The organism is Paracoccus sphaerophysae (genome assembly GCF_000763805.1).
Classification (GTDB): Bacteria; Pseudomonadota; Alphaproteobacteria; order Rhodobacterales; family Rhodobacteraceae; genus Paracoccus; species Paracoccus sphaerophysae.
This window is the reverse complement of record NZ_JRKS01000005.1, coordinates 15,498-37,722: the sequence shown is the minus strand read 5'-3', so window position 1 is coordinate 37,722 and position 22,225 is coordinate 15,498. Positions and strand designations below refer to the sequence as shown.

Genomic DNA, 22,225 nt, shown 5'->3' with positions numbered 1-22,225 from the left:
GAGATTAAGATGAGGAACAAACTGCAAGACCTGAACGACCACCTGTTCATGCAGCTTGAACGGTTGAACGACGAGACGTTGACGCCTGACCAAATCGAGCAGGAGGTCAAGCGGGCTGCCGCCATGACCGGCGTTGCAGATCAGATCACCAAGGGGATTGCCGCGCGTGTTCAGGTTGCGCGGATGTATGTCGACCACGGGGAGGCGGTCAGGCCGTTCCTGCCGCAAATCAACGGGCGCGGAGAATGAAGGGACGGCCGATCTATTACATGCCACAGGAACTGGCATGGATCGAGGCGCGCAAGGAAATGCCGCGCGCCGAACTCTATGCCTTGTTCTGCGCCTTCTGGGAACGGAAGGACGTGACCTTCACGGCGTTCAAGGGCTTGTGCAAACGAAAAGGCTGGATGACTGGGCGCACGGGATGCTTCGAGCGGGGCTTGGTCCCGCACAACAAGGGGATGCCCCACGACCACCCAGCATCACGCGCCACCCGATTCAAGAAAGGCGCTGTCCCGGCAAATGTTACCCCCATGTGGACCGAGCGCATGACGCAGGATGGATACGTCGAGATGAAGGTTCCAGAACGCAACCCGCACACCGGACATAAATCCCGCTACAAGATGAAGCAGGTCTGGCTGTGGGAACAGACTCATGGGCCGATCCCAAAGGACTGTGTTCTGAAGTGCCTCGACGGGGATCGCACAAACTGTGACCCGTCGAACTGGGAAGTGCTGCCGCGCTCGGTGCTGCCGAGACTGTCCGGGCGGCACGGGATTGCATATGACCAAGCCCCGGCGGAAATCAAGCCGACACTGCTTGCCATCGCAAAGCTGGAGCAACGGGCGCGCGAAAGGCGCGACGGAAATCCATGACTGCCCAACGGAACAAACTGGCGACGCAACGTGAAAGTGGGAAGCGCAGTGGGAAACATCGAAACCGCGTCGCCGGACACCCTGCTAAGTGCTTGATTTTTGGTGCCCGGAGACGGATTTGAACCGCCGACACGCGGATTTTCAATCCGCTGCTCTACCAACTGAGCTATCCGGGCACGCGGCGGGCCAAAAGGCCCGCGGGTGGAGCGTTCCTAGACAACCGCCGCGGGGCTGTCCAGAGCCAAAACGTCAGTCCTCGTCGCCATCCCGGTCGGTCGGGAGCGAAGCACCTGCAGCCGGCTCGCCGGGGATCGCGTAGTCGCCGCGCAGCCAGTGGGCCAGGTCGACGTCGGCGCAGCGCCGCGAACAGAACGGGCGGTATTTCGGATCGGGCGGGTCCTGGCAGATCGGGCAGCTCACGGCAGCTCTCCGGCGGCGGCGATGGCGGCCAGGGGCACGCGGTCGCGCTTGCGGTTCAGTTCGAACAGGCCCATCGCGGTCCATCCGATCAGCGTCGTCTCGGTGCCCTCGGCCTTGAAGGCGGCGCGCAGCACTTGCTCGATCGTGCCGCGGTCGCGCTTCGCACTGGGGGCGAAGTCGATCACGATCTGCCCGCCCAGCCCGCGCAGGCGCAGCTGCCGCGGCAGCTCGCGCGCCAGCGCGATGTTGACCTTGAGCGCCGCGGCCGGAGTCGTGTCGCGGCCGGTATTCACATCGACGGCGATCAGCGCGCGGGTCGATTCGATCACCGCGAAGCCGCCGCCGGGCAGGTCCAGCTCGTCATCCAGCAGCGTGTCGATCGCCGCCGAAACACCGTGCGCGTCGAAGCTGTCGTCGCCCTCCTCGATCGAATCCGGGGCCGGGTCGGCCCAGTCGATCCAGGCGCCGTGCCAGGGCAGATCGGCGTCGACCAGCAACTCGGGCCGGCCGGTCGTGTCTGCCATCACCTCGACCGCCAGCTCGGCCAGCTGGCGGGTCTCGCCGGCGACCTCGTCCGCGTCCAGCAGCGCGGCGGCGCTGCGGATCACCAGGCCCATCGTCTCGGGCGCCTTTGCCTGCCGCAGCGCGGTCTCGCCCAAGGCGGTCAGGCGGGCACGGTCGCCCTCGTCGCGGATCCGGCGCGAGACGTTCACCCCCGGCGCCCCCGGCGTGACCAGCGCGGCGCGGCCGCGGAACAGCACCCGCTGGGTCACCGGGATCGCCTTTCCGTCCTCGGCCGCGCCCGCGACCTGCACGATCAGCGTCTGGCCCTCGGACAGGCCGCGGGCGTCGCGCAGAAAGCCGCGCTCGCCTTCGGGCAGGCGCACGAAGACGCCGCCCTGCCCCTTGACCAGCCGGTCCACCACCGCGCGGCAGATCGCGCCCGGCGGCAGCGGGGTCAGCGGCGACAGGTCGAACAGCAGGTCCTCGACCCGGCCATCGACCATCAGCGCGGCGGCCTCGGCGCCCCAGTGGCGGCCCAGAACGACCTGGCGTCCCTTCATGCCTTCTCCTTGCAGTTATAGCCCGCGCGGATGCCCGCGGCGGCCAGCAGCGTCGCCGTTTCGGCCAGCGGCAGCCCGACGACGGCGGTGAACGACCCCTGCATCCACGGCACAAAGGCGCCGGCGGGGCCCTGGATGCCGTAGCCGCCGGCCTTGCCGCGCCAGTCCCCGCTGGCGACATAGGCGGCGATGTCGGCGGCGGTCAGCTGGCGAAAGCGGACCGTGGTGTCGACCAGCCGGTGCCGCGCCGCGCCGCGGGCGATGACCGTCACGGCGGTCAGCACGTGGTGGCGGCGGCCCGACAGCAGGCGCAGGAAGGCCTCTGCCTCGGCCGCGTCGGCGGGCTTGCCGAGGATGCGGCGGCCAGCGACGACCGTGGTGTCGGCGGCCAGCACGACGCCGGGCTCATTCGCGGCGACGGCGGCGGCCTTTTCGGCCGCGACGCGGGCCACATAGGCGCGGGCATCCTCGGCCCTCAGCGGGGTTTCGTCGATGCCGGCGGGCCGGATGGCATCGGGCACGACGCCGATCTGGGCCAGCAGTTCCAGCCGCCGCGGGCTGGCCGAGGCCAGCACCAGCCGCAATCCATCCTGCAGCCCGTCCTCGCGTCGATCGTCTTTACTTGAAGCGGTAATTGATCCGCCCCTTGGTCAGGTCATAGGTGTTCATCTCGACCTGCACCTTGTCGCCGGCCAGAACCCGGATGCGGTTCTTGCGCATCTTGCCTGCCATATGCGCGATGATCTCATGGCCGTTTTCGAGCTCGACCTTGAACGTCGCGTTGGGCAGGAGTTCCTTCACGACGCCGGGAAATTCGAGCATCTCTTCCTTGGCCATGTCTTCTCCTGTTCGGGGGACCGCGGATCGCGGACGATGCCATATGCGGGCAAACACCGGGTTTTTCAAGGGGTCACGCTGCCGCACCGCCGTATGCGGCCGGGGCAGCGCCCGTCGGGGAGCCGCACGCGGATCACGCAATCTTCACAAGGCTTTGGCTAAAATCACGCGGATTTTGGGGGAACGGCTTCGGCGCGATGTGGTTCACTAGGCATCACGCCCGCTGCCGCCACCGCGTCGCGCGGGGACGCCTTCACGCGCCGACCGCGCCAGCAACCCGAGGAACCGACATGCGCCGCATCTTCCGAAACTCGACCGCCATTGCCCTTGGCCTCAGCCTCGGGCTGCCCCAGTTGGCCTCGGCCCAGACCCTGGCCGCGGCCGACGCGGCGCGCATCGCCGCGGACAGGGCGCAGAACATGCCGGACCTGGCCCGGACGCTTGCCGACGAGGTCAAGGCCGGCGTCACCGAAGCCGACCTGAAATGCCTGATGAACGCGCCCAAGCCCTGCGCCGAGGGCTCGGCCCTGTTCACGCCGGAAGGCGTGGCGGTGCAGATGGTCGATGACGGCAGCTTCATCCTCGCCCCCGCGCCGCAGCAGATCATGCGTGTCGATGGGGACGGCAACCTGGTGCCGATCAACCCCGAGCGGATGTATGGCGCGCCCGAGGCGGCAGCCGCGGGCGCCGCCGGCAGCGTTGTCGTGGCGCAGGCCGATGCGGCGGCCGCAGCTGACGCAGGCGCGCCGGTCGTGGTCCCGGCACAACCGGCGCCGGACAGTGCAGACCAGCCCGACGACGCGGCAACGGCCGCGACCGCCGACGCCGAAGCGGCGGCCCGCGCGGCAGCGGCAGCGGCCGACGCGGCGGATTCGGCGCGGGCGGCGGCCAAGGTCGCGGCAGAAAGCCCCGAGCCGGCCCAGGTCGAGGCGGCGCCTGTGGTAGAGGCCGCTCCCGTGGGAGAGGCCGCTCGGGCCGAGGCAACTCCGGCCGAGGCCGCGCCGGCGCAGGCCCCGTCCGACACCGACATCGCCCGCGCCCTCGCGGAACGCGATGCGGCGAAGCCGGCGGCGGCGCCGGTCGTAACGCCAGCCCCGGCCCCCGCGGACGCGCCCGCTCCGATCGCGCCGGCCCCCGCAGCGTCCGCGCCGGTCGTGGTGACGGCGCCGCAGGCAGAGCCCGTCGCCGCGCCCCAGGTGACCGACGCCGCGCCCGTCGTGGTCACTCCGCCGACCGCCGCCCAGCAGGCGACGACGCCTGTGCCGCAGGACGATGCCCTGGCCGAGGCGCTGGCCGCCGCCAAGGCGATCCCCGAGGCGACGGCCAAGGCGACCGACGCGGCCCGCGAGGCCGCGGCGGCAGCCACCGCGCCGGCCGCGGCAGCGCTGGCCGATTCGTCGGCTCCGGTCGTCACCGGCGAAAAGACCGCGGTGACCGAGGCCAACAGCCGCGCCGCCACCGAGGACTTCGCGACCGATCTGCGCGGCCAGGCCCGCGCCGCCGATGCCGCCGCGGCGGCTGCCGCGGAAGCCGCCGCGAACGCGGCCGGGCAGACGGTTGTCGTCACCCCGGCGCCGGGCACCGCCCCGGTCGTGACCGGGACGCAGACCGCCGACACCGGGAAGAACCGCGACAGCGACCTGGAAACGGCGCTGAAGCAGGCGATCCTGCCCGCCCTGGCCGGGATGGCGGTGGGGCAGATGCTGTCCAACGACCGCGAGGTGGCGCTGAACACCGGCGACCGGGTGGTCGTGACGCGAGCCGATGGCAGCCAGGAAATCATCAAGGATGACAACGCCTTGCTGCTGCGCCCCGGGTCGACCGTGCAGACCGAGGAATATGCCGACGGCTCGTCACGCACCATCGTCACGCGCGAGGATGGCAGCCAGGTCATCACCATCCGCGACGCCGACCTGCGCATCCTGCGCCGCACGGTGGTCCATCCCGATGGCACCTCGACGGCGCTGATCGACGAAACCGCGGCCGTCCAGCCGGTGGACGTCGCGCAACTGCCCGCCCCGGCCGAGCCGGTGGTCGTGATGCCGGGCCAGCCGATCTCGGACGAGGCGCTGCGCGAGGCGCTGCGCCGCGAAACGGCGGTGAACCGCAGCTTTACGCTGGGCCAGGTGCGCAGCATCCCCGAGGTCCGCGCCCTCGTCGCCCCGGTCGACATCCAGGCGATCACCTTCGACACGGGCTCGGCCGCGATCAAGCCGGACCAGGCGCAGGCGCTGGCCTCGCTGGGCCGCGTGATCGCCGACCAGATCCGCCAGAACCCCGGCGAGGTGTTCCTGATCGAGGGCCACACCGACACCGTGGGCGCCGACGCCATGAACCTCGCGCTGTCCGACCGGCGGGCGGAATCGGTGGCGCTGGCGCTGACCGAGTTCTTCCAGGTGCCGCCGGAAAACATGGTCGTGCAGGGCTACGGTGAGCAGTTCCTGAAGGTCGGCCGCGAAGGCGACGTGCGCGCCAACCGCCGCGCCGCGGTACGCCGGATCACCGATCTGCTGGCGCGGAACTGAGCGGCCGGACTGAAATGCCGGACCGGGGCTCTGCCCCGGACCCCGGGATATTCGAGGACCGCCCGAAGGGGCCGCGGGATTACCCTGCGGCCCTTTATCTGTCAGGGGCGTTTCCAGACGGTCGTGAACGCCGCGCGGCCGGCGAGGGCCGCGGCGGCAGCGCCCAGGTCGAACCCCGGAAGCGCGGCGAAGGCGTCGGCGAGCGCCGGCGCGCCCAGAGCCTCGACCGGGATCAGCAGCGCCTCGCCCGCGGTGCTGCGCAGACGCCAATGCGGGTCGCCGTCCAGCCGCAGCAGGCGGATCTCGGTCAGGTCGCGCAGGGCGATCTCGCCGCCCAGCACCCGGGCGCCGAAATAGCGGATCGCGCCCTCCTCGACCTCGACCACGCCGGGCGCGGCGATGTCTTGCGCAAAGCGACGGCGGCGCCAGGCGCCCAGGCCCCACAGCGACGCGACGGCGAGGACCGCCAAGCCCAGCGGCTGCAACACCAGCCCGCCCAGCGAAAACACCCACAGCCCGGCCGCAGCGGTGATGCCTGCGGCGATCACCTCGCGCCAGGAGCGCAGTCGGGCGGCGAGTTCCGGGCGGATCAGGCTCACAGAAGCAGCGTCATGTCGCGGTGCGGGATGCCGGCATCGTCATATTCCGGACCATGCACCCGAAAACCCAGCCTTTCGTAAAAGCCGATGGCGTGGGTCTGCGAGCCCAGGGTGACCTCGCGCACGCCGCGGGCGCGCAGCTCGTCCAGCGCGGCTCGCATCAGCGCGGCGCCGGCGCCGGTGCCGCGGGTCTCGGCCAGCACCGCGACGCGGCCGATCTTGGCGTGATTGCCGTCGATCAGCAGCCGCGCCGTCCCGACCGGGCGACCGTGGGCGACGGCCAGCAGATGCACGGCGGTGGCGTCGTGGGCGTCCAGCTCAAGCTCTTCGGGGACGGCCTGTTCCTCGACGAAGACCTTGCGGCGGATCGCCATGCAGGCGTCGACATCGTCGGTGACGGCGATCTTCATGCGAAATACCGCTGCAGGATCGCCTGGTAGATGTCCTTGAGCTGGCGGACCTGGGCGGCTGGCACGCGCTCGTCGACCTGGTGCATGAAGGCGCCGACGAGGCCGAACTCCAGCACCGGGCACATGTCCTTGACGAAGCGCGCGTCCGAGGTCCCGCCCGAGGTTGACAGCACCGGGGTCACGCCGGTCTGCCCGGCGACCACGTCGCGCACGAGGTCCACGAAAGGCCCGGGCTGGGTCAGGAAACTTTCGCCGGACACGAAGACCTCGACGCCGAACCTGACGCCGGTTTCGGCCTCGAGGGCGGCGGCGCGTTCGCGCAACATCGCGGTCAGGCTGTCGCCGGAATGGGCGTCGTTGAAGCGGATGTTGACCACCGCGGTGGCCTTTTCCGGGATCACGTTGGACGCGGGGTTGCCGCAGTCGATGGTGGTGATCTGCAGGCCCGAGGGGTCGAAATGTTCCGTCCCCCGATCCAGCGGCGCGGCGGTCAGCCCGGCCAGCAGCCGCACCAGCGCGTGCAGCGGGTTGTTGGCGCGGTGCGGATAGGCGGCGTGGCCCTGCTTGCCGGTCGCGGTGATCGTCGCGGTCAGGCTGCCGCGGCGGCCGATCTTGATCATCTCGCCCATGATCTCGGGGTTCGAGGGCTCGCCCACGATGCAGACCTGCATCGTCTCGCCGGTCTCGCGCATCCAGTCCAGCAGCGCGATGGTGCCGTCGCGCGAAGTGCCCTCTTCGTCGCCGGTGATGGTCAGGATCACGGCGCCGTCGGGCGGGGTGTCGTGGACGAAGTCGATGGCGGCGGCGACGAAGGCCGCGACGCCGGATTTCATGTCGGTGGCGCCTCGGCCCCAGATCACGCCGTCGATCTCGGCGCCCGAAAATGGCGGATGGGTCCAGCTGGCCGGGTCGCCCGGGGGCACGACATCGGTGTGGCCGTTGAAGCCGAAGGACCGCGCCGCGCCCTTCTCGCCCCAGCGCGCGAACAGGTTCGGGGTGCCGTCGCGGTCCACGCGGGTGCAGGTAAACCCGGCCTGGGACAGCAGGGTTTCCAGCAGAACCAGCGCGCCGCCGTCCTCGGGCGTGACCGAGGGGCAGCGGATCAGGCGGGCGGTGAGGTCGGCGGCGTCGGTGGTCATGTCGTTTCCCCGTGTCAGGGCCCCATGGTCAGGGCGCGGCGGATCAGGTTGGCCCCGGTCAGGACCAGCAGGATCAGCGTCCAGCGCCGAAACTGCGTCACATCCATGCGGTCCTGCAAGGCAAAGCCCAGCTGCATCCCGGCCAGCGCCGGGATCACCATCAGCGCCGACAGGGGCAGCGTCTGCGCGTTCAGCACGCCCGAGGTCAGATGCGCCGCGGTCAGCGCTACCGCACCCAGCAGGAACACCACCCCTTGCACCCGGATCTGGTCCAGCTTGGTCGCCCCGACCGACAGCAGATAGACGATGAGCGGCGGCCCCCAGATCCCCGAGATGCCGCCATACAGCCCGCCGATGATGCCGCTGACGATCTCGGCCCGGCGGCGGTGGTGGATCGGCAGGGTCAGCGGCCGGCCGGACAGCTGCCACAGCGCGAAGGCCACGATCGGGACACCCAGCGCCAGATACATCACCCAGGCCGGCAGCGCCCTGGCGAAGGGGGCCGAGACGAAGATGAACAGCACCACCATCCCGATGTGCCACTGGTAGCGGCGGGCCGACTCCCACGCTGCGCCGAACCCCTGCCGGGTCGCCTGCTGCACGTTGGTGACCAGCGTCGGCAGGATCAGCAGCGCCAGCGCCACCGGCGCGGGCAGGAACGACCCGAAGGCCGACATCATGATCATCGGCATGGCAAAGCCGATCGCGCCCTTCACGAAGCCCGCGAAGAAGGTCACGGCGGCGGCGAGCGCGACGAGCTGGAGGTCGAGACCGAACATCCGCGCGAACCTAGCCGAGGCGGTGGCGGCCGCAAGGCGGCTTGGGGGGCGCGCCAGCCTGCCGGAGCCCGGCGCGAAACTATCCTGCGCGCCGGGGCGTTGCGGCGCAGCATCATTGCGCTGCACCTGCGAAAGGGCTAGGACCGCTGCCAGTGCTTTCGCCCCGCCTGCCAAGGGATTCGCCTCATGCTCGACACCGCCGCCGCTCCGCTGACCCCCGCCGCCGCCCGCGCCGTCCTGCCGGAACTCGAGACGCTGCTGACCCGCGCTACCGAGGCGCTGCGCGCCCGCGTCGGCGGCGGCAAGATCGACGGCGCCGCGCTCGAGGAGGAACAGCACGCCGCGCACGCGCTGTCGTGGCTGGCCACCTATGTCGAATCGCTGCAGCAGATGGCGGCCTGGGCGGAACGGCTGGAAGGCGGGTTCGGCGAGATCGAGCAGCTGATCCTGCAGATCGCCTTTGGCGAATACCTGACCCAGATCGCCGGCGGCATCCCGATGAGCCAGACCGAGTTCGCCCGGCTGTCGGACCTGGGCGTGGACTGGCAGCCCTCGGACGCGGCGCGCGCGGCGATGGGCGGCAACAGCCCCGCGGCGCGGGCGCGGCTGGTCCTGCTGATGCAGGACAACCACGGCCGCGCGACCTTTGGCGCCACCGGGCTCGACGAGGATCTGGAGATGATCCGCGACCAGTTCCGCCGCTACGCGGATGACAAGGTGATCCCGAACGCGCATGGCTGGCACCTGCGGGACGAGCTGATCCCGATGGAGATCATCCACGAACTGGCCGAGCTGGGCGTCTTCGGCCTGACCATCCCCGAGGAATTCGGCGGGCTGGGCCTGTCCAAGGCGTCCATGGTGGTCGTCTCCGAGGAACTCTCGCGCGGCTATATCGGCGTAGGCTCCCTGGGCACCCGCAGCGAGATCGCGGCGGAGCTGATCATCTGCGGCGGCACCGAGGAACAGAAGGCGAAATGGCTGCCGGCGCTGGCCTCGGGCGAGATCCTGCCCACCGCTGTCTTCACCGAACCCAACACCGGCTCGGACCTCGGCTCGCTGCGGACCCGCGCGGTCAGGACCGGGGACGGGTGGGAGATCACCGGCAACAAGACCTGGATCACCCACGCCGCCCGCACCCATGTGATGACCCTGCTGGCCCGCACCGACCCCGAGACGACCGACTGGCGCGGGTTGTCGATGTTCCTGGCCGAGAAGACTCCGGGCACCGAGGCCGAGCCCTTCCCCACCCCCGGCATGACCGGCGGCGAGATCGAGGTGCTGGGCTATCGCGGCATGAAGGAATACGAGCTGGGCTTTGACGGCTTCAAGGTCAGCTCGGACAACCTGCTGGGCGGGCAGCCCGGCCAGGGCTTCAAGCAGCTGATGCAGACCTTTGAATCGGCGCGCATCCAGACCGCCGCCCGCGCCATCGGCGTGGCCCAGTCGGCGCTCGAGATCGGGATGCAGTATGCGCTGGACCGCAAGCAGTTCGGCAAGCCGCTGATCGCGTTCCCCCGCGTCGCCGACAAGCTGGCGCTGATGGCGGTGGAAATCATGGTCGCCCGCCAGCTGACCTATCATTCGGCTTGGCAGAAGGACCACGACAAGCGCTGCGACCTCGAGGCCGGGATGGCCAAGCTGCTGGGCGCGCGGGTGGCGTGGTCGGCGGCCGACAACGCGCTGCAGATCCACGGCGGCAACGGCTTCGCGCTGGAATACGCGATCAGCCGGGTGCTGTGCGACGCGCGCATCCTGAACATCTTCGAGGGCGCCGCCGAGATCCAGGCGCAGGTGATCGCGCGGCGGCTGCTGGGCTGAACCGGCCGGCTTGTGGCAATACGGCCGCGCGGGCGTTGCCGGAATGGCACGGCGGCGGTCGGCGGAAAGCCGCTCGCGCATGCGTGCATGGACTCTGGCGGCGTGGAATGGCAGGGCGGGCCGATCCGCAGTACCATGTTTCCTTGGGGGAATCTCGTCATGACAACTCTTGCCCGCGTTGCTGCCGCCGCGGCTGCCTTGGCCGCACTGGCCGCGTGTGAACCCACCGCGCCCGCCGCCGGGACCGATGGGACGGGCTTCGAGGGGGGCATCCCCTTCGGCACCTACACCGTCGTCGGCTTCGGCAAGGAGGCCGTGCCGACCCGCGATGCCACCATCCGCCTGACCCAAAACGCGTTTTCGGGCAACGGCCCCTGCAACACCTTCAGCGGCGTGAACGCGGCCGCGCTGCCCAACTTCCAGGTCACGACGATGAACTGGACCGACAATCCCTGCGGCCACAAGGGCTTCGAGGGGCGGTTCATCAACGCGATCACTCAGGCGACGCTGGTCCAGTGGGAAGGCGGCGTGCTGAAGATCCAGAGCCCGCTGGGCTGGATCACTGCCGAACGCTCGGGCAACTGATCGGTCCGGTTCGGGTCCTGCGGGCCGTCCCTGCGGGGGCGGCCCTTTTTCATGGCGCGGCCGGATCAGGGCGCTACCCCGGGCCCCGGGATATTTCGGACCGCCCGAGGCCGCGGGTCAGGCGCTGGCTGAGCCGGGCGCGGGCGGCCGGCATCGGCTTGCCGATATGGGCCGCGGCCATGCGGTCGAGGAAATGGCTGGTCAGGGCCAGCGCCTCGGCCAGGCCGCCGGTCGTGCCGCCCAGGGGGCCCGGCAGCGGAATGAGCCGCGGCGCCCAGTCCCCGGCAGCCGCGGCGGTGACGGCGTGGCCGGTCTTGGGCGACACATAGGCGAGCCCCTCGTGCGCCCCGCTGACCGCGCAGCGGTCCAGCGCCAGGCCGAAGCCCAGCTCGTCCAGCAGCACCAGCTCCCACCGCAGATAGCGCTCGGCCCAGGGCGCGCCCGCGTCGATGTCGTCCAACAGGGCTTCCGTCGCGTCGGCAAGCCGCGGGTGAGGGTCCCGCTCGGGCAGCGCCCAGGGCAGCAGCGCGGCGACCGCGTTCAGCCCGGCCAGCGCATCGGCATCGGCCATCAGCCCCGGCCGCGCCCGGGCGGGCTCGGCGGCAAAGCTGCCCAACTGGTCGTCCAGCCGCGCCCGCCAGCGCAGCGCCACGCGGTTGCCCGGCTGCAGCATTGCCGCGCGCCGGACGCTGGCGCCGCCTGGCACGACGCCGCGGATCAGCCCTGCCTCGCGGGTCAGGGCGGTCAGGATCACCGCGTTTTCCCCATGCTTGCGCCGCGCGATCACGGTCGCCTCGCCTGCCCATTCCATCCCGCCTCCGTTCCCGGCTAGGCTGCCCCACGGCGGCGGAAATGAACAGGAGCGGCGGATGCAGACATGGACCGAGGCGCAGGCGAGGCTGGTCGAGGTCGCAGCAGGCCGCGCCCCCGCCGATCTGGTGATCCGCGGCGGGGTGTGGGTGAACGTCCACACCGGCGAGCTGCTGCCCGGCCATGACGTGGCGATCGCCGATGGACGGGTTGCCTGCGTGCTGCCCGATGCCGCGGCCAATATCGGCCCGGAGACACAGGTGATCGAAGCCGCGGGCCGCTATATGGTCCCGGGGCTGATCGACGCGCACATGCACGTCGAATCCGGGATGCTGACCCCCGCCCGCTTCGCCGAGGCGGTAATCCCGCACGGCACGACCACGATCTTTCACGACCCCCACGAGATCGCCAACGTGCTGGGGCTGGACGGCGTGAGGCTGATGCGCGACGAAAGCGTGATCCAGCCGATCACCATGCTGACCCAGATGCCCAGCTGCGCGCCCTCGGCGCCGGGGCTGGAGACCACCGGCCACCCGATCACCGCCGGCGAGGTCGCGCAGGCGATGGGCTGGGACGGCATCGTGGGGCTGGGCGAGATGATGAACTTCCCCGCCGTGGCAGCGGGCGACCCGGCGATGCTGGCCGAGATCGCGGCGACGCGGGCGGCGGGCAAGACGGTGGGCGGGCATTACGCCTCGCCCGATCTGGGCCGGGCCTTTGCCGCCTATGTCGCCGGCGGCCCGGCGGACGATCACGAGACGGTGACCGAGGATCAGGCGATCGCCCGGGTCCGCCAAGGGATGGGCGCGATGCTGCGGCTGGGATCGGCGTGGCATGACGTGGCGGCGCAGATCACCGCGGTGACGCAGGCAGGGCTGGACGCCTCGGGCTTCATGCTGTGCACCGACGACTGCCATGCCGGCACGCTGGTCCACGAGGGGCACATGGACCGGGTGGTGCGTCACGCCATCGACTGCGGCTGCGATCCGGTGGTGGCGATCCGCATGGCGACGCTGAATTCGGCCCGGCATTTCGGGATGGAGCGCGAGCTGGGCTCGATCACCCCGGGGCGGCGGGCGGACGTGATCCTGACCTCGGACCTGCGGGCGCTGCCGGTCGAGTTGGTGATCGCCCAGGGCCGCGTGGTGGCCGAGGGCGGGCGGCTGCTGGTCGACTGCCCGCGGATCGAATGGCCCGCGGCGGCGCGGAGCTCGGTCCATCTCGGGCGGCGCCTGGCGGCGGCGGATTTCCGGGTGCCGGCCGAGGGCCTCGAGTCGACGGTCCGGGTGATCGGCGTCATCGAAAACCAGGCCCCGACCCGGGCCCTGACGGCGCGCCTGCCCGTGCGCGAGGGGTTGGTGCAGCCCCACGGCGAGGTGGCGCGGATCGCGCTGGTCGAGCGGCACCGCGGGACCGGCGGCGTGACCAACGGCTTCGTGTCGGGGTTCGGCTATCAGGGGCGGATGGCGGTCGCCTCGACGGTCGCCCATGACAGCCACCACATGATCGTCGTCGGCACCTGCGCCGACAACATGGCCGCCGCGGTGGCGCGGCTGGACGGATTGCAGGGCGGCATCACGGTCTTTCGCGACGGCGCCGAGCTGGCGCATGTGGCCCTGCCGGTGGCCGGGCTGATGTCCGAGGCCCCCGCGAGCGAGATCGCAGCCGCGGCCGAGGCGGTCAACGCCGCGATCCGCGACTGCGGCTGCACCATGAACAACGCGATCATGCAGCATGTGCTGCTGGCGCTGGTGGTGATCCCCGAACTGCGGATTTCAGATCTGGGGCTGGTCGACGTGACGCAGTTCCGGATTGTCGAGGTGGTGGTGAGGTAGGCAGGGTTGGGGGGTGCAAGTGTCCCCTGCTGGGCCGCAGTTGTGGGCCAAGGCCGGGCGCCGGCGGTCGGGCCTGGTCCTCTGAGGCGGGACGGTACGGACTGGACCGCAGTCAGCGCCTTGCTCCGGTCCCGCAAAGCGGCGGCGCGTTCGTCTTGCATCGCCGCCTTAGCCTCGGACCTCTCGGAGGCGAGCCGCGCCCCCACCCCGGCCGCGCGCCTTGCCGAACGCGCCCGGCATCAGCCACCGGATCGGCTTGGGCCCGCTTGATGGACACCGCCCCCGACGCAGGGCGCGTTGCAGCGTTGGATGATCCCCGACATCGTGCCCGGCGTGGTCCTTCCGGACAGTTGACCGACAGTTTCCGCAGGGCAACGGCTGACGCGCGCTGGCTGTTGCCGCTGGTCCCGCAGCTGATGGTGATCGCCATCCACGCCGCAATGTCGGATTCCACGTCGCCGTCATGGTCGTTGCAGCCCCAGACATAGCCGCCCGACCATGTCAGCGCGCTGGCCACCATGTCGTCGATCAGCCGGTGCTCACGCGCCGCGCTGGCAGCTGTCGGTCCCCCTCGCTCATGGCGCGGGCGCGGGTCGCGGAGGCGCATTTGCCGGGACATGCGGACCGCCGGCCGCAGCGGCGGGAGCGAACCATTCCAGTGATGGACAGTCCCCCGCGGGAATGGCGCGCGCGGCGGCCCGCCGCCCTGCCGTGCGGTTCCTCTCGAAGTGCCCGACGACGCGGAGGCCCGCCCCCGTCGCGCGAGGTCTGGACGCGCCGCCCAACATCGCCAACACTGGCCCGGAACCCGCAGCGGAGACGCAACGCCACCGTGACGGCCCTTACACAGTTCGACCGACTCGAGGCCCCCGGCGTCTGGCGGCCCGCGCCCGGCGCCCGGTTGCGCGATGTCGTGGTCGCCTTTGGCGACGCGACGCTGATCCTGCGCGATCCGCGGTCGGACGAGCCGCTCTCGCACTGGTCGCTGCCGGCCGTCACCCGGCTGAACCCCGGCCAGACCCCGGCGATCTTTGCCCCCGGCGACGCGGCGCAGGACGAGGTGCTGGAAATCGAGGACCGCTTGATGGTGCAGGCGATCGAGAAGATCCACACCGCCATCGCCGCCAGCCGCCCCCGCCGCGGCCGGCTGCGCGGCGGGCTGATCTGGTCGGTGGCCGGGCTGGCGGCGCTGGCCGCGCTGCTGTGGCTGCCCGGTGCGGTGATGAGCCACGCCGCGCGCATCGCTCCGCCCGCGCAGCGCAACGCGGTCGGCCTGGCGATCCTCGGCGATCTGCGGCAGACCACCGGCGCCCCCTGTGACCGCGCCTCGGGCGCCGCGGTACTCGACCGGCTGTCGGCGCGGCTGCTGGGGCCCGATGGTCGCATCGTGGTGCTGCCGGCGACGATCCGCGGCGCGCGGGCCCTGCCCGGCCGGATGGTCATCATCGGCGACGACATGATCGCCGGCCAGCCGGGACCGGAGGTCGCCGCAGGTCACGTCCTGGCCGCCGATCTGTCCGCCGCCGCGGCCGATCCGCTGGCGGGGGTGGTCCGCCGGGCCGGCATCTCGGCCGCGCTGCGGATGCTGGTGTCGGGCAACCTGCCGGCCGAGGCCGTGGCCGGCCAGGGCAGCGCGCTGCTGTTGGGCCCGGCGCCACGGCCCGACGACGAGGCGCTGCTGGAACGCATGCGCGAGGCCGGGGTCTCGAGCCAGCCCTATGCGCGGTCGATCGACCCGACCGGCGAAACGGTGCTGACCCTGATCGAGGCCGACCCCTACCGCGCGAGCGCCCCGCCGCAGCCGTTGCTGAGCGCCGGCGAGTGGGTGCAGTTGCAGCAGATCTGCGCGCGCTGAGCGCCGGGGGCGCGGGGGGTGCCCCCGCGGCCGCCTGGCGCTGGCGGCAGCGCGGTCTCGCCGGTCCGACATCCGGCGGCGTTGACCCCGGCCGAGCTACGCGTTGAGCGCGTGGCGTGGCTGGGGCGCCCCCGCAGCAGCCTGGCGCTGGCGGCAGCGTGAGCTCGCGGGTACGCCAGGCGGTCGCGTTCACCACAGCCGAGCTACGCACTGCGTGGGAGGCCGCATCGCCATGCGGCAGATTTGGTGCCCGCGGCGGTCTGGGCTCGCGCTTCGCTGAGCGCACGCACTGGACCACAGCCGCGCTGCGCGCTGAGGCGTGGGAGGCCGCATTGACATGCGGCAGATTTGGTGCCGGCGAAAGTCTGGGCTCGCGCTTCGCTGAGCGCATGCATTGGACCGCAGCCGATCTGCGCGCTGAGCGCGGGCTCGCGCATCGCCCCGCGGCAGCTTTGGTCGCTGCGGGAGTCTGGGCTCCCGCGCAGTCTGGGCTCGGGGGTTCGCCAAGCTGGGGCGTTAAACTCCGCGAGCCTCACGGGGTCGCGGTCGGCCGCGTTCAGCGCCGCGCATAGGCGTCCCGGTAGCCGGCCTGGCGGACCCGGTCGATCGTGCGGACGATCGCCTCGCGGCCCGAGAGCGGGCCGACCATGATGAGCTGCGTGTCCCGCTGTTGCGAACGCACGACGGGCAGGCCCATGCCGCTGAGCCGCGTGGCGGTCCGGGCAGCGTTGCCGGCATCCCGGAACGCCCCGATCTGCACGAAGCGGGCCCCCGGCGGGATCATCATCGGCCCGCCGGCGGTCGCTTTCGCGGTCTCCGCGCCGCGGCGCGCAGTCTTCCCCTTGGCCGGCTTGGCCGATTTCCCAGCGGTCGCCTTGGTCCGGCTGGCGGCGGCAGTCTCGGCTTTCCGGGAACCGCCGGTTCCGGCCAGCCGGCTCCTGGCGGTTTTCGCCTCGGCGGCGTCGGGATGGTCCGCCGCGTCGGATGCCGCTGCAAACGCCCGCGCCCGTCCCGAGGCGGCGTCATCCTCTGCTTCATGGGCAGGCGCAGACCGCGGCTCGCCCATCGCTCTGGTCGTGATCGTCGGCAACGCGGTGGCCGCCCCCCCGCACAGGCCCAAGGCGCTGCTGCCCCCTACCCCCGCCGCCGGCGTCGCTTTCGCCCCGATCAGGTCGCACAGCCTGTCCTGACGCTCGGGCTGCGCGGCGGCGATCGCCGAGGCATGCGAGACTGCCGCTGCAAAGCCCAGCGGGTCGGCCGCCTTGGGCGGCGATTCCAGCGCCGCGGTTGCGGTCGGCGAGGCCGTCTGTCCGGCGGCTGCGGGCGCGGCAGCGGGCGCAGCGGCAGCGGGCGCCGGGGCGTGCGTCACCGGAGGGCTCGCCGGAGCCGGCTCATGGCGCTCGGCCTCACCTGCCTGCAGCGGGGCCAGTTCACCCTCCTGCAGGTTCGGCAGGATGGTTTCCGTCAGCACCCGCTCGATCCGCTGGGCGCGCGGTTCCTCGGGTTCGGCAAACAGCGCCGCGACATCCTCGGGGCCCGTGCGGCGGGCCGAGAACGTTGGCGGATAGCCGCAGATGGCCGACCCGTCGCGGGCGATGCGCGCGCGCCATCCCTCCGCCACCCGGACAAAGACGCAGCCCTGAGAATCGATATATTGCGCGGCGGTGAAATCCGGCGGCGGCGCTTCGGCCGGCGAGAAACTGTCGGAAATCTCGTCGGCCGGCACGTCCAGCACCCGTTCAGGCGCGGCGGGCAGCAATTGCGCCGTTTCCGGGGGCGGTTCCTCGGCCGGTGCGCCGGCCGCGTGCGCGGGTGGCGCCAGCAGCCACGCCGCGGCTAGCCATGACAGCATCGCCGGAATGATCCTGATCCCCATGGCCGCCCCCTTGCCGCCGATTCGACTGATGCGGCAAGGGTTACCCGCTCGGGGCTAAGGCCCGGTTAACGGGGCCTATTTCGTCCCGAACATTCGGTCCCCCGCATCGCCGAGGCCGGGGACGATATAGCCGTGATCGTTAAGCCGCTCATCCAGCGCCGCGGTCACGATGGGCACGTCCGGATGGGCCTGGCGCATCCGCTCGACCCCCTCGGGCGCGGCAAGAAGGCACAGGAAGCGTATGTTTCTGGCGCCTTTTTCCTTGAGCAGGTCGATCGCCGCGGCCGAGGAGTTCCCCGTCGCCAGCATCGGATCGACGACGATCACCATGCGCGCGTCCAGCTCGGCCGGCACCTTGGAATAATACTGCACCGGCTGCAGCGTCTCGGGGTCGCGATACAGGCCGATGAAGCCGACGCGGGCGGCCGGGATCAGCTCGAGGATCCCGTCCAAGAGCCCGTTCCCGGCCCGCAGGATCGAAATCAGAGCGAGCTTTTTGCCTTCCAGAACAGGGGCCTGCATCTCGCAGAGCGGGGTCTCGATGGTAGTCTGGGTCAGGTCCAGTTCGCGCGTGACCTCATAGGCGAGCAGCAGGCTGATCTCGCGCAGGAGCCGCCGGAAACCCGCCGTCGAGGTCGATTTGTCGCGCATCAGGGTCAGCTTGTGCTGGACCAGCGGGTGGGTGACGATGGTGAGATGCTGCGGCGTCATCTGGACCTCTGGGCTGGGATGCGGGCGTCTGATGTTCGGGCGACGTTCGTCTGATGTTCATGCACGGTTCATGCATACGGGATGCGTACGGAATCAGGGCGGCGGAAGCTGTTTGCGCAACCGGTCGCGGGTCGCGGCGTCGCAGAAGGCGGCGTCCAGCGCCCAGTGGTTGAGGCGGGCGAAGTCGGGCTCGCCCCAGCCGAAGGCATCGGCGAGGCGGTCGTATTCGCGCGACAGGGTGGTGTCGAAGAACGGCGGGTCGTCGGTCGAGACGGTGACGCGGCAGCCGGCGTCCGCGAGCCGCGCGATCGGGTGGGATGGCCAGTCGGGATAGAGCCCCAGCGCGACGTTCGATCCGGGGCAGACTTCCAGCGTCACGCCCTGCTCGGCGAGGTCGCGGACCAGCGCCGGGTCATCGATGGCGCGGACGCCGTGGCCGATGCGGGTGACGCCGAGGCCCAGCGCGTCGCGGACCGATTGCGGCCCGCACCACTCGCCGGCGTGGCAGGTGAGGCCGAGGCCGGCCTCGCGCGCGCAATCGAAGCTCCAAGCGAAATCCTGCGGCTTGCCCGCGGTTTCGGCGCCGGCGAGGCCGAGGCCCGCGATCCAGCCGCCCGCGGTCTCGGCCGCGCAGATGGCCGAGCGGCGGGCTTTCTCGGGGCCGAAATGGCGGATCGGGGTGACGATGCCGCGGCTGGCGATGCCCTGGCGGTCCATGTCGGCGGCGACCTCGGACCAGGCGGCGACGTGCTCGCGCCATGCCGGCAGGTCGGCGCCGCCGCAGAACTCGGGCGAGACGAAGGTTTCCACATAGATCGCGCCCTGCTCGGCGCAGGATTCCAGCACGAGGCGCAGCAGGCGGGCGTAGTCCTCGGGGCCGGCCAGGACCGAGGTCGCGGCCTCGTAGACGCGCAGGAAGTCGCGGAAAACGGTCCAGCGATAGTTGCCGGCCGCGTCGAACACGCCGGACAGGTCGCGGCGCTTTTCCGCGGCGAGGCTGCGGATGAAGGCGGGCGGCGCGGCGCCCTCCAAGTGCAGGTGCAGTTCGATCCTGGGGACGGATGTCATGGCAGGAAGCTGGTCCCGTGGGCCGGAGCGGGGATGCCAAGGTGCGCCGCCACGGAGGCGCCGACATCGGCGAAGCCGACCAGCCCCGCGGCGTGGGCGCCGTAGCCCCAGCCCAGCACCGGCACGCGTTCGCGCGTGTGGTCGGTGCCGGCCCAGGTCGGGTCGTTGCCGTGATCGGCGGTGAAGATGGCGAGGTCCTCGGCGCGCAGGGTGCGCAGGAACGCCGCCGCCACGCCGTCGAACCAGTCCAGCTGCGCGCCATAACCCTGAACGTCGCGGCGGTGGCCGTAGAGGCTGTCGAACTCGACGAAATTGGCAAAGGTGAGGCTGCCCGGTTCGGCCTCGGCCCCCAGCCGGATCAGGTGGTCGGCGAGGTCGGCGTCGGACTTGCCCTTGTGCAGCCGGTCGATGCCGCGATGGCTGAAGATGTCGCCGATCTTGCCGATCGCGTGGGTCGCCCGCCCTGCCCCGGCGGCGAGGTCGAGGATCGTGTCGGCGGGCGGCGCGATGGCGAAATCGCGGCGGTTGGGGGTGCGCTGGAAGGCACCCTCGGGGCCGGTGAAGGGGCGCGCGATGACCCGGCCGACGCGCAGCGCGTGGACATGCGGGGCGAGGTCCTCGCAGAGGCGGATCAGGCGGTCGAGGCCGAAGGCTTCCTCATGCGCGGCGATCTGCAGCACGCTGTCGACCGAGCTGTAACAGATCGGCCAGCCGGTGCGCAGGTGATCGGCGCCGAGGCGGTCGATGATCTCGGTCCCCGAGGCGTGGCAGTTGCCGAGGATGCCCTCGGTGCCCGCCAGCTGGCAGATGCGGGCGGTGAGGTCGGGCGGAAAGCTGGGGGTGGTGTCGGGGAAATAGTGCCAGTCCCAGGGGACGGGGACGCCGGCCAGTTCCCAGTGGCCCGAGGGGGTGTCCTTGCCGGGTGATATTTCGGTCGCCGCGCCCCACAGTCCTTGCGGCGCGGGGCCGGTGACGGGCTGGCCGTTGGCGAGCGCGATGGCCGCCCGCAGGCCGAGCGCATCGAGCGTGGGGGTGGTCAGGCCGCGGTCGCGGATGATGTGGCCGATTGTGTTGGCGCCGGTGTCGGGGACGCCGCCGGAAAAGAACCCGCCCGCGTCGGGGGCGCCGCCGATGCCGGCCGAGTCGAGGACGATCAGGAAGGCGCGGGTCATGGTTGCACCGGCGCCAGGGGGCGTTGCCGCCGCCGGCCTGCGGCCGGCTCCCCCAGGATATTTGGGCAAAGAAGAAGCGTCATGCGATGCGGTCTTTGATGAGCGGCGTCGGGTCGGGCGGCGGGCCCAGCGTGTAGGCGGACTGGACGGCGGCGATGGCGGCGGCCGCGGCGGTCCCGGAGGCGGCGTGGACGCGGCCGAGCGTGTGGGCGGGCTCGCCCAGGCGCGGCAGGTCGGTGAGGCCGACGGCGGGGTCCACCGGCGCGCCGGCGCGGATGCGGCCGCCGCCGAGGGCCACGACAGCCCGGCCCAGCGCGGTCGCGTCGATGCGGGCGACATGGGCGCCGCCTTGCGGGGCGGGGATGTCGCGGATGACGGGGGCCTGCGGCAGCGGCGCGGTCAGGATGTCGGCGGGGCCGCCTTGTGCGGCGACCATGCGCGCGAAGCGCTCGGCGGCCGCGCCCGAGGCGAGGGCGGCGCGGAGGCGGGGCTTGGCGTCGGCGATGCCGCCGGTGGCGAGGCATTCGGCGGCCAGCGCCAGCGACAGGTCGCGCAGGGCCTGCTCGCCCGGTTCGTTGCGCAGGACGGTCAGCGCGGCGGCGACCTCGACCGCGTTGCCGGCGGCGCGGGCCAGCGGCTGGTCCATGTCGGTGATCAGCGCCACGGTCCGGCAGCCGGCGGCGGTGGCCGTATCCACCAGCGCCCGGGCCAGGTCGCGCACCGCCTGCGGGTCGGTCAGGAACGCGCCCGAGCCGGATTTCACGTCCAGCACCAGCCCGTCCAGCCCGGCGGCGAGCTTCTTGGACAGGATCGAGGGGGTGATGAGGTCGATGCTCTCGACCGCCGCCGCCTCGTCCCGGATCGCATAGAGCCGGCGGTCGGCCGGGGCGAGGTCGGCGGAGGCCGCGACGATGGCGCAGCCTGTGTCGGTCACGACCCGGCGGAAGGCATCCTCGTCGAGATCGGTGCGGAAGCCGGGGATCGCCTCGAGCTTGTCGAGGGTGCCGCCGGTATGGCCGAGGCCGCGGCCCGAGATCATCGGCACGTAGCCCCCGCAGGCCGCCACCAGCGGCGCCACGATCAGCGAGGTCACGTCGCCGATGCCGCCGGTCGAATGCTTGTCCACCGCCGGCCCCGGCAGGTCCCAGCCCAGCACCTTGCCGCTGTCGCGCATCGCGCGAGTCAGCGCCCGGCGGCCCGCGGCGCCGATGCCGCGCAGCAGCACCGCCATGGCGAAGGCACCGGCCTGCGCGTCGCTGACCGAGCCGTCGGCGAGGCCGCGGGCGATCAGAGTCGCGTCGGCATCGGACAGCCCCCCGCCGTCGCGGATGCGGGCGATGATGGGCCGCGGGTCGAGGCTCATGCGCGGTCCCTCATGCCCCTCCGGCGCGGTTCATGTGGCCGACGTCGAAGCGGCCGGGCAGCAACTGGCCCACCGTGGTGGCCAGCGTCGCCCCGTCCACCGTCGCCAGCAGCACCGGCGTGTCGTGGCGGGCGAACTCGGCCAGCTTCTGGCGGCAGCCGCCGCAGGGTGGCGTCGGCTGGGTGCTGTCGGCGATGACGCAGACCTCGGTGATCTCGGTCTCGCCCGCCGCCACCATCGCGGCGATGGCGCCGGCCTCGGCGCAGGTGCCCTCGGGATAGGCGACGTTTTCCACGTTGCAGCCGACATGGATGCGCCCCGAGGGACCGCGGACGGCGGCGCCGACCTTGAAGTGCGAATAGGGCGCATAGGCGGTCTCGCGCACGGCGCGGGCGGCGTCGATGAGGGACATGGGCTCCTCCGGTCCGGTTTCCCGCATCATTCCCGCGCCCGGCCGGTTCTGCAAGCGCCGCCGTCCCGGCAG

At 71.7% G+C, this 22,225-nt stretch carries 22 protein-coding genes, 1 tRNA gene and 1 pseudogene; 7 read left to right on the top strand and 17 right to left on the bottom strand.

Annotated elements, in window-relative coordinates; translation table 11 throughout:
• Window positions 1–9 precede the first annotated feature (9 nt).
• A complete protein-coding gene (locus IC63_RS02980; RefSeq protein ID WP_036716798.1) occupies window positions 10–249 on the top strand; it encodes a hypothetical protein in 240 nt (79 codons plus the stop codon).
• Entirely contained in the window at window positions 246–875 is a 630-nt protein-coding gene (locus IC63_RS02975) for an HNH endonuclease signature motif containing protein (protein WP_036716796.1), read from the top strand. The genes IC63_RS02980 and IC63_RS02975 overlap by 4 nt, the downstream gene beginning before the upstream one ends.
• A 100-nt stretch (window positions 876–975) precedes the next feature.
• On the opposite strand, the gene IC63_RS02970 is transcribed toward IC63_RS02975, so the two are convergent.
• The 5 genes from IC63_RS02970 to infA form a co-directional block, all read right to left on the bottom strand.
• A tRNA-Phe gene (locus IC63_RS02970) sits at window positions 976–1,051 on the bottom strand.
• Window positions 1,052–1,124: 73 nt separating this feature from the next.
• Window positions 1,125–1,295 carry a DNA gyrase inhibitor YacG gene (locus IC63_RS17255; protein WP_084115421.1) on the bottom strand — a complete coding sequence of 57 codons (171 nt, stop codon included), beginning with the start codon at window positions 1,293–1,295 and terminating at the stop codon, window positions 1,125–1,127.
• Window positions 1,292–2,359 (bottom strand): ribonuclease E/G, encoded by a 1,068-nt coding sequence (locus IC63_RS02965; protein WP_036716793.1) that lies wholly within the window; start codon window positions 2,357–2,359, stop codon window positions 1,292–1,294. The genes IC63_RS17255 and IC63_RS02965 overlap by 4 nt, the downstream gene beginning before the upstream one ends.
• On the bottom strand, window positions 2,356–2,943 hold the full coding sequence (locus tag IC63_RS02960; RefSeq protein WP_036716792.1) for a Maf family protein: 588 nt from the start codon (window positions 2,941–2,943) through the stop codon (window positions 2,356–2,358). The genes IC63_RS02965 and IC63_RS02960 overlap by 4 nt, the downstream gene beginning before the upstream one ends.
• Window positions 2,944–2,977: 34 nt before the next feature.
• Complete coding sequence (infA, locus tag IC63_RS02955; RefSeq protein ID WP_036716789.1) at window positions 2,978–3,196, bottom strand: translation initiation factor IF-1; 219 nt, start codon at window positions 3,194–3,196, stop codon at window positions 2,978–2,980.
• 290 nt (window positions 3,197–3,486) lie between these two features.
• Between infA and IC63_RS02950 the strand changes: the two genes are divergently transcribed.
• Window positions 3,487–5,721: an OmpA family protein gene (locus IC63_RS02950; RefSeq protein ID WP_036716788.1), complete on the top strand. Its 2,235-nt coding sequence runs from the start codon at window positions 3,487–3,489 to the stop codon at window positions 5,719–5,721.
• Window positions 5,722–5,822: 101 nt separating this feature from the next.
• Here the strand turns inward: IC63_RS02950 and IC63_RS02945 are convergent, their stop codons facing one another.
• Genes IC63_RS02945 through IC63_RS02930 form a run of 4 tightly spaced genes read right to left on the bottom strand, consistent with a single transcriptional unit; the run spans window position 5,823 to window position 8,648 of the window.
• Complete coding sequence (locus IC63_RS02945) at window positions 5,823–6,320, bottom strand: hypothetical protein (RefSeq protein ID WP_232222489.1); 498 nt, start codon at window positions 6,318–6,320, stop codon at window positions 5,823–5,825.
• Window positions 6,317–6,730, bottom strand: a complete 414-nt coding sequence (locus IC63_RS02940; RefSeq protein WP_036716786.1) for a GNAT family N-acetyltransferase — start codon at window positions 6,728–6,730, stop codon at window positions 6,317–6,319. Before IC63_RS02940 ends, IC63_RS02945 begins: the two co-directional genes overlap by 4 nt.
• Window positions 6,727–7,869: a succinyl-diaminopimelate desuccinylase gene (gene dapE / locus IC63_RS02935; RefSeq protein ID WP_036716784.1), complete on the bottom strand. Its 1,143-nt coding sequence runs from the start codon at window positions 7,867–7,869 to the stop codon at window positions 6,727–6,729. Before dapE ends, IC63_RS02940 begins: the two co-directional genes overlap by 4 nt.
• A gap of 14 nt (window positions 7,870–7,883) precedes the next feature.
• The gene (locus tag IC63_RS02930) at window positions 7,884–8,648 is read right to left on the bottom strand and encodes a sulfite exporter TauE/SafE family protein (RefSeq protein ID WP_036716782.1); all 765 of its coding nucleotides are present in this window, start codon (window positions 8,646–8,648) and stop codon (window positions 7,884–7,886) included.
• Between the two features lie 186 nt (window positions 8,649–8,834).
• On the opposite strand from IC63_RS02930, the gene IC63_RS02925 reads away from it, so the two are divergent.
• Window positions 8,835–10,466: an acyl-CoA dehydrogenase family protein gene (locus IC63_RS02925; protein ID WP_036716779.1), complete on the top strand. Its 1,632-nt coding sequence runs from the start codon at window positions 8,835–8,837 to the stop codon at window positions 10,464–10,466.
• A gap of 159 nt (window positions 10,467–10,625) precedes the next feature.
• A complete protein-coding gene (locus IC63_RS02920) occupies window positions 10,626–11,051 on the top strand; it encodes an META domain-containing protein (RefSeq protein WP_198026227.1) in 426 nt (141 codons plus the stop codon).
• A gap of 73 nt (window positions 11,052–11,124) precedes the next feature.
• On the opposite strand, the gene recO is transcribed toward IC63_RS02920, so the two are convergent.
• Window positions 11,125–11,862 (bottom strand): DNA repair protein RecO, encoded by a 738-nt coding sequence (gene recO / locus IC63_RS02915; protein ID WP_036716775.1) that lies wholly within the window; start codon window positions 11,860–11,862, stop codon window positions 11,125–11,127.
• A gap of 58 nt (window positions 11,863–11,920) precedes the next feature.
• Between recO and IC63_RS02910 the strand changes: the two genes are divergently transcribed.
• Entirely contained in the window at window positions 11,921–13,696 is a 1,776-nt protein-coding gene (locus IC63_RS02910; RefSeq protein ID WP_036716774.1) for an adenine deaminase, read from the top strand.
• 433 nt (window positions 13,697–14,129) lie between these two features.
• On the opposite strand, the pseudogene IC63_RS19215 reads toward IC63_RS02910, so the two are convergent.
• A pseudogene (locus IC63_RS19215) lies at window positions 14,130–14,252 on the bottom strand (NADP-dependent isocitrate dehydrogenase); the annotation flags it as partial.
• A gap of 276 nt (window positions 14,253–14,528) precedes the next feature.
• Here IC63_RS19215 and IC63_RS02905 point away from each other — a divergent pair.
• A complete protein-coding gene (locus IC63_RS02905) occupies window positions 14,529–15,551 on the top strand; it encodes a hypothetical protein (protein ID WP_036716773.1) in 1,023 nt (340 codons plus the stop codon).
• A gap of 556 nt (window positions 15,552–16,107) precedes the next feature.
• Here the strand turns inward: IC63_RS02905 and IC63_RS02900 are convergent.
• The 6 genes from IC63_RS02900 to IC63_RS02875 all read right to left on the bottom strand — a co-directional run bounded on the left by IC63_RS02900 (window position 16,108) and on the right by IC63_RS02875 (window position 22,153).
• A complete protein-coding gene (locus IC63_RS02900) occupies window positions 16,108–17,427 on the bottom strand; it encodes an SPOR domain-containing protein (RefSeq protein WP_036716769.1) in 1,320 nt (439 codons plus the stop codon).
• 75 nt (window positions 17,428–17,502) lie between these two features.
• Window positions 17,503–18,138, bottom strand: a complete 636-nt coding sequence (gene upp / locus IC63_RS02895; protein WP_036716768.1) for a uracil phosphoribosyltransferase — start codon at window positions 18,136–18,138, stop codon at window positions 17,503–17,505.
• Between the two features lie 93 nt (window positions 18,139–18,231).
• Complete coding sequence (locus IC63_RS02890; protein WP_036716764.1) at window positions 18,232–19,206, bottom strand: adenosine deaminase; 975 nt, start codon at window positions 19,204–19,206, stop codon at window positions 18,232–18,234.
• The gene (locus IC63_RS02885) at window positions 19,203–20,378 is read right to left on the bottom strand and encodes a phosphopentomutase (protein WP_036716763.1); all 1,176 of its coding nucleotides are present in this window, start codon (window positions 20,376–20,378) and stop codon (window positions 19,203–19,205) included. The genes IC63_RS02890 and IC63_RS02885 overlap by 4 nt, the downstream gene beginning before the upstream one ends.
• A 79-nt stretch (window positions 20,379–20,457) precedes the next feature.
• Window positions 20,458–21,741 carry a thymidine phosphorylase gene (locus IC63_RS02880; RefSeq protein ID WP_036716761.1) on the bottom strand — a complete coding sequence of 428 codons (1,284 nt, stop codon included), beginning with the start codon at window positions 21,739–21,741 and terminating at the stop codon, window positions 20,458–20,460.
• A 10-nt stretch (window positions 21,742–21,751) separates the two neighbouring features.
• Window positions 21,752–22,153 (bottom strand): cytidine deaminase, encoded by a 402-nt coding sequence (locus tag IC63_RS02875; protein WP_036716876.1) that lies wholly within the window; start codon window positions 22,151–22,153, stop codon window positions 21,752–21,754.
• Between the last annotated feature and the right edge of the window lie 72 nt (window positions 22,154–22,225).

Coding starts and splice junctions, on each gene's coding strand:
- IC63_RS02980 (WP_036716798.1), top strand. CDS start 10: ATGAGGAACAAACTGCAAGACCTGAACGACCACCTGTTCATGCAGCTT.
- IC63_RS02975 (WP_036716796.1), top strand. CDS start 246: ATGAAGGGACGGCCGATCTATTACATGCCACAGGAACTGGCATGGATC.
- IC63_RS02965 (WP_036716793.1), bottom strand. CDS start 2,359: ATGAAGGGACGCCAGGTCGTTCTGGGCCGCCACTGGGGCGCCGAGGCC.
- infA (WP_036716789.1), bottom strand. CDS start 3,196: ATGGCCAAGGAAGAGATGCTCGAATTTCCCGGCGTCGTGAAGGAACTC.
- IC63_RS02950 (WP_036716788.1), top strand. CDS start 3,487: ATGCGCCGCATCTTCCGAAACTCGACCGCCATTGCCCTTGGCCTCAGC.
- IC63_RS02940 (WP_036716786.1), bottom strand. CDS start 6,730: ATGAAGATCGCCGTCACCGACGATGTCGACGCCTGCATGGCGATCCGC.
- dapE (WP_036716784.1), bottom strand. CDS start 7,869: ATGACCACCGACGCCGCCGACCTCACCGCCCGCCTGATCCGCTGCCCC.
- IC63_RS02930 (WP_036716782.1), bottom strand. CDS start 8,648: ATGTTCGGTCTCGACCTCCAGCTCGTCGCGCTCGCCGCCGCCGTGACC.
- IC63_RS02925 (WP_036716779.1), top strand. CDS start 8,835: ATGCTCGACACCGCCGCCGCTCCGCTGACCCCCGCCGCCGCCCGCGCC.
- IC63_RS02920 (WP_198026227.1), top strand. CDS start 10,626: ATGACAACTCTTGCCCGCGTTGCTGCCGCCGCGGCTGCCTTGGCCGCA.
- recO (WP_036716775.1), bottom strand. CDS start 11,862: ATGGAATGGGCAGGCGAGGCGACCGTGATCGCGCGGCGCAAGCATGGG.
- IC63_RS02910 (WP_036716774.1), top strand. CDS start 11,921: ATGCAGACATGGACCGAGGCGCAGGCGAGGCTGGTCGAGGTCGCAGCA.
- IC63_RS02900 (WP_036716769.1), bottom strand. CDS start 17,427: ATGGGGATCAGGATCATTCCGGCGATGCTGTCATGGCTAGCCGCGGCG.
- upp (WP_036716768.1), bottom strand. CDS start 18,138: ATGACGCCGCAGCATCTCACCATCGTCACCCACCCGCTGGTCCAGCAC.
- IC63_RS02890 (WP_036716764.1), bottom strand. CDS start 19,206: ATGACATCCGTCCCCAGGATCGAACTGCACCTGCACTTGGAGGGCGCC.
- IC63_RS02885 (WP_036716763.1), bottom strand. CDS start 20,378: ATGACCCGCGCCTTCCTGATCGTCCTCGACTCGGCCGGCATCGGCGGC.
- IC63_RS02880 (WP_036716761.1), bottom strand. CDS start 21,741: ATGAGCCTCGACCCGCGGCCCATCATCGCCCGCATCCGCGACGGCGGG.
- IC63_RS02875 (WP_036716876.1), bottom strand. CDS start 22,153: ATGTCCCTCATCGACGCCGCCCGCGCCGTGCGCGAGACCGCCTATGCG.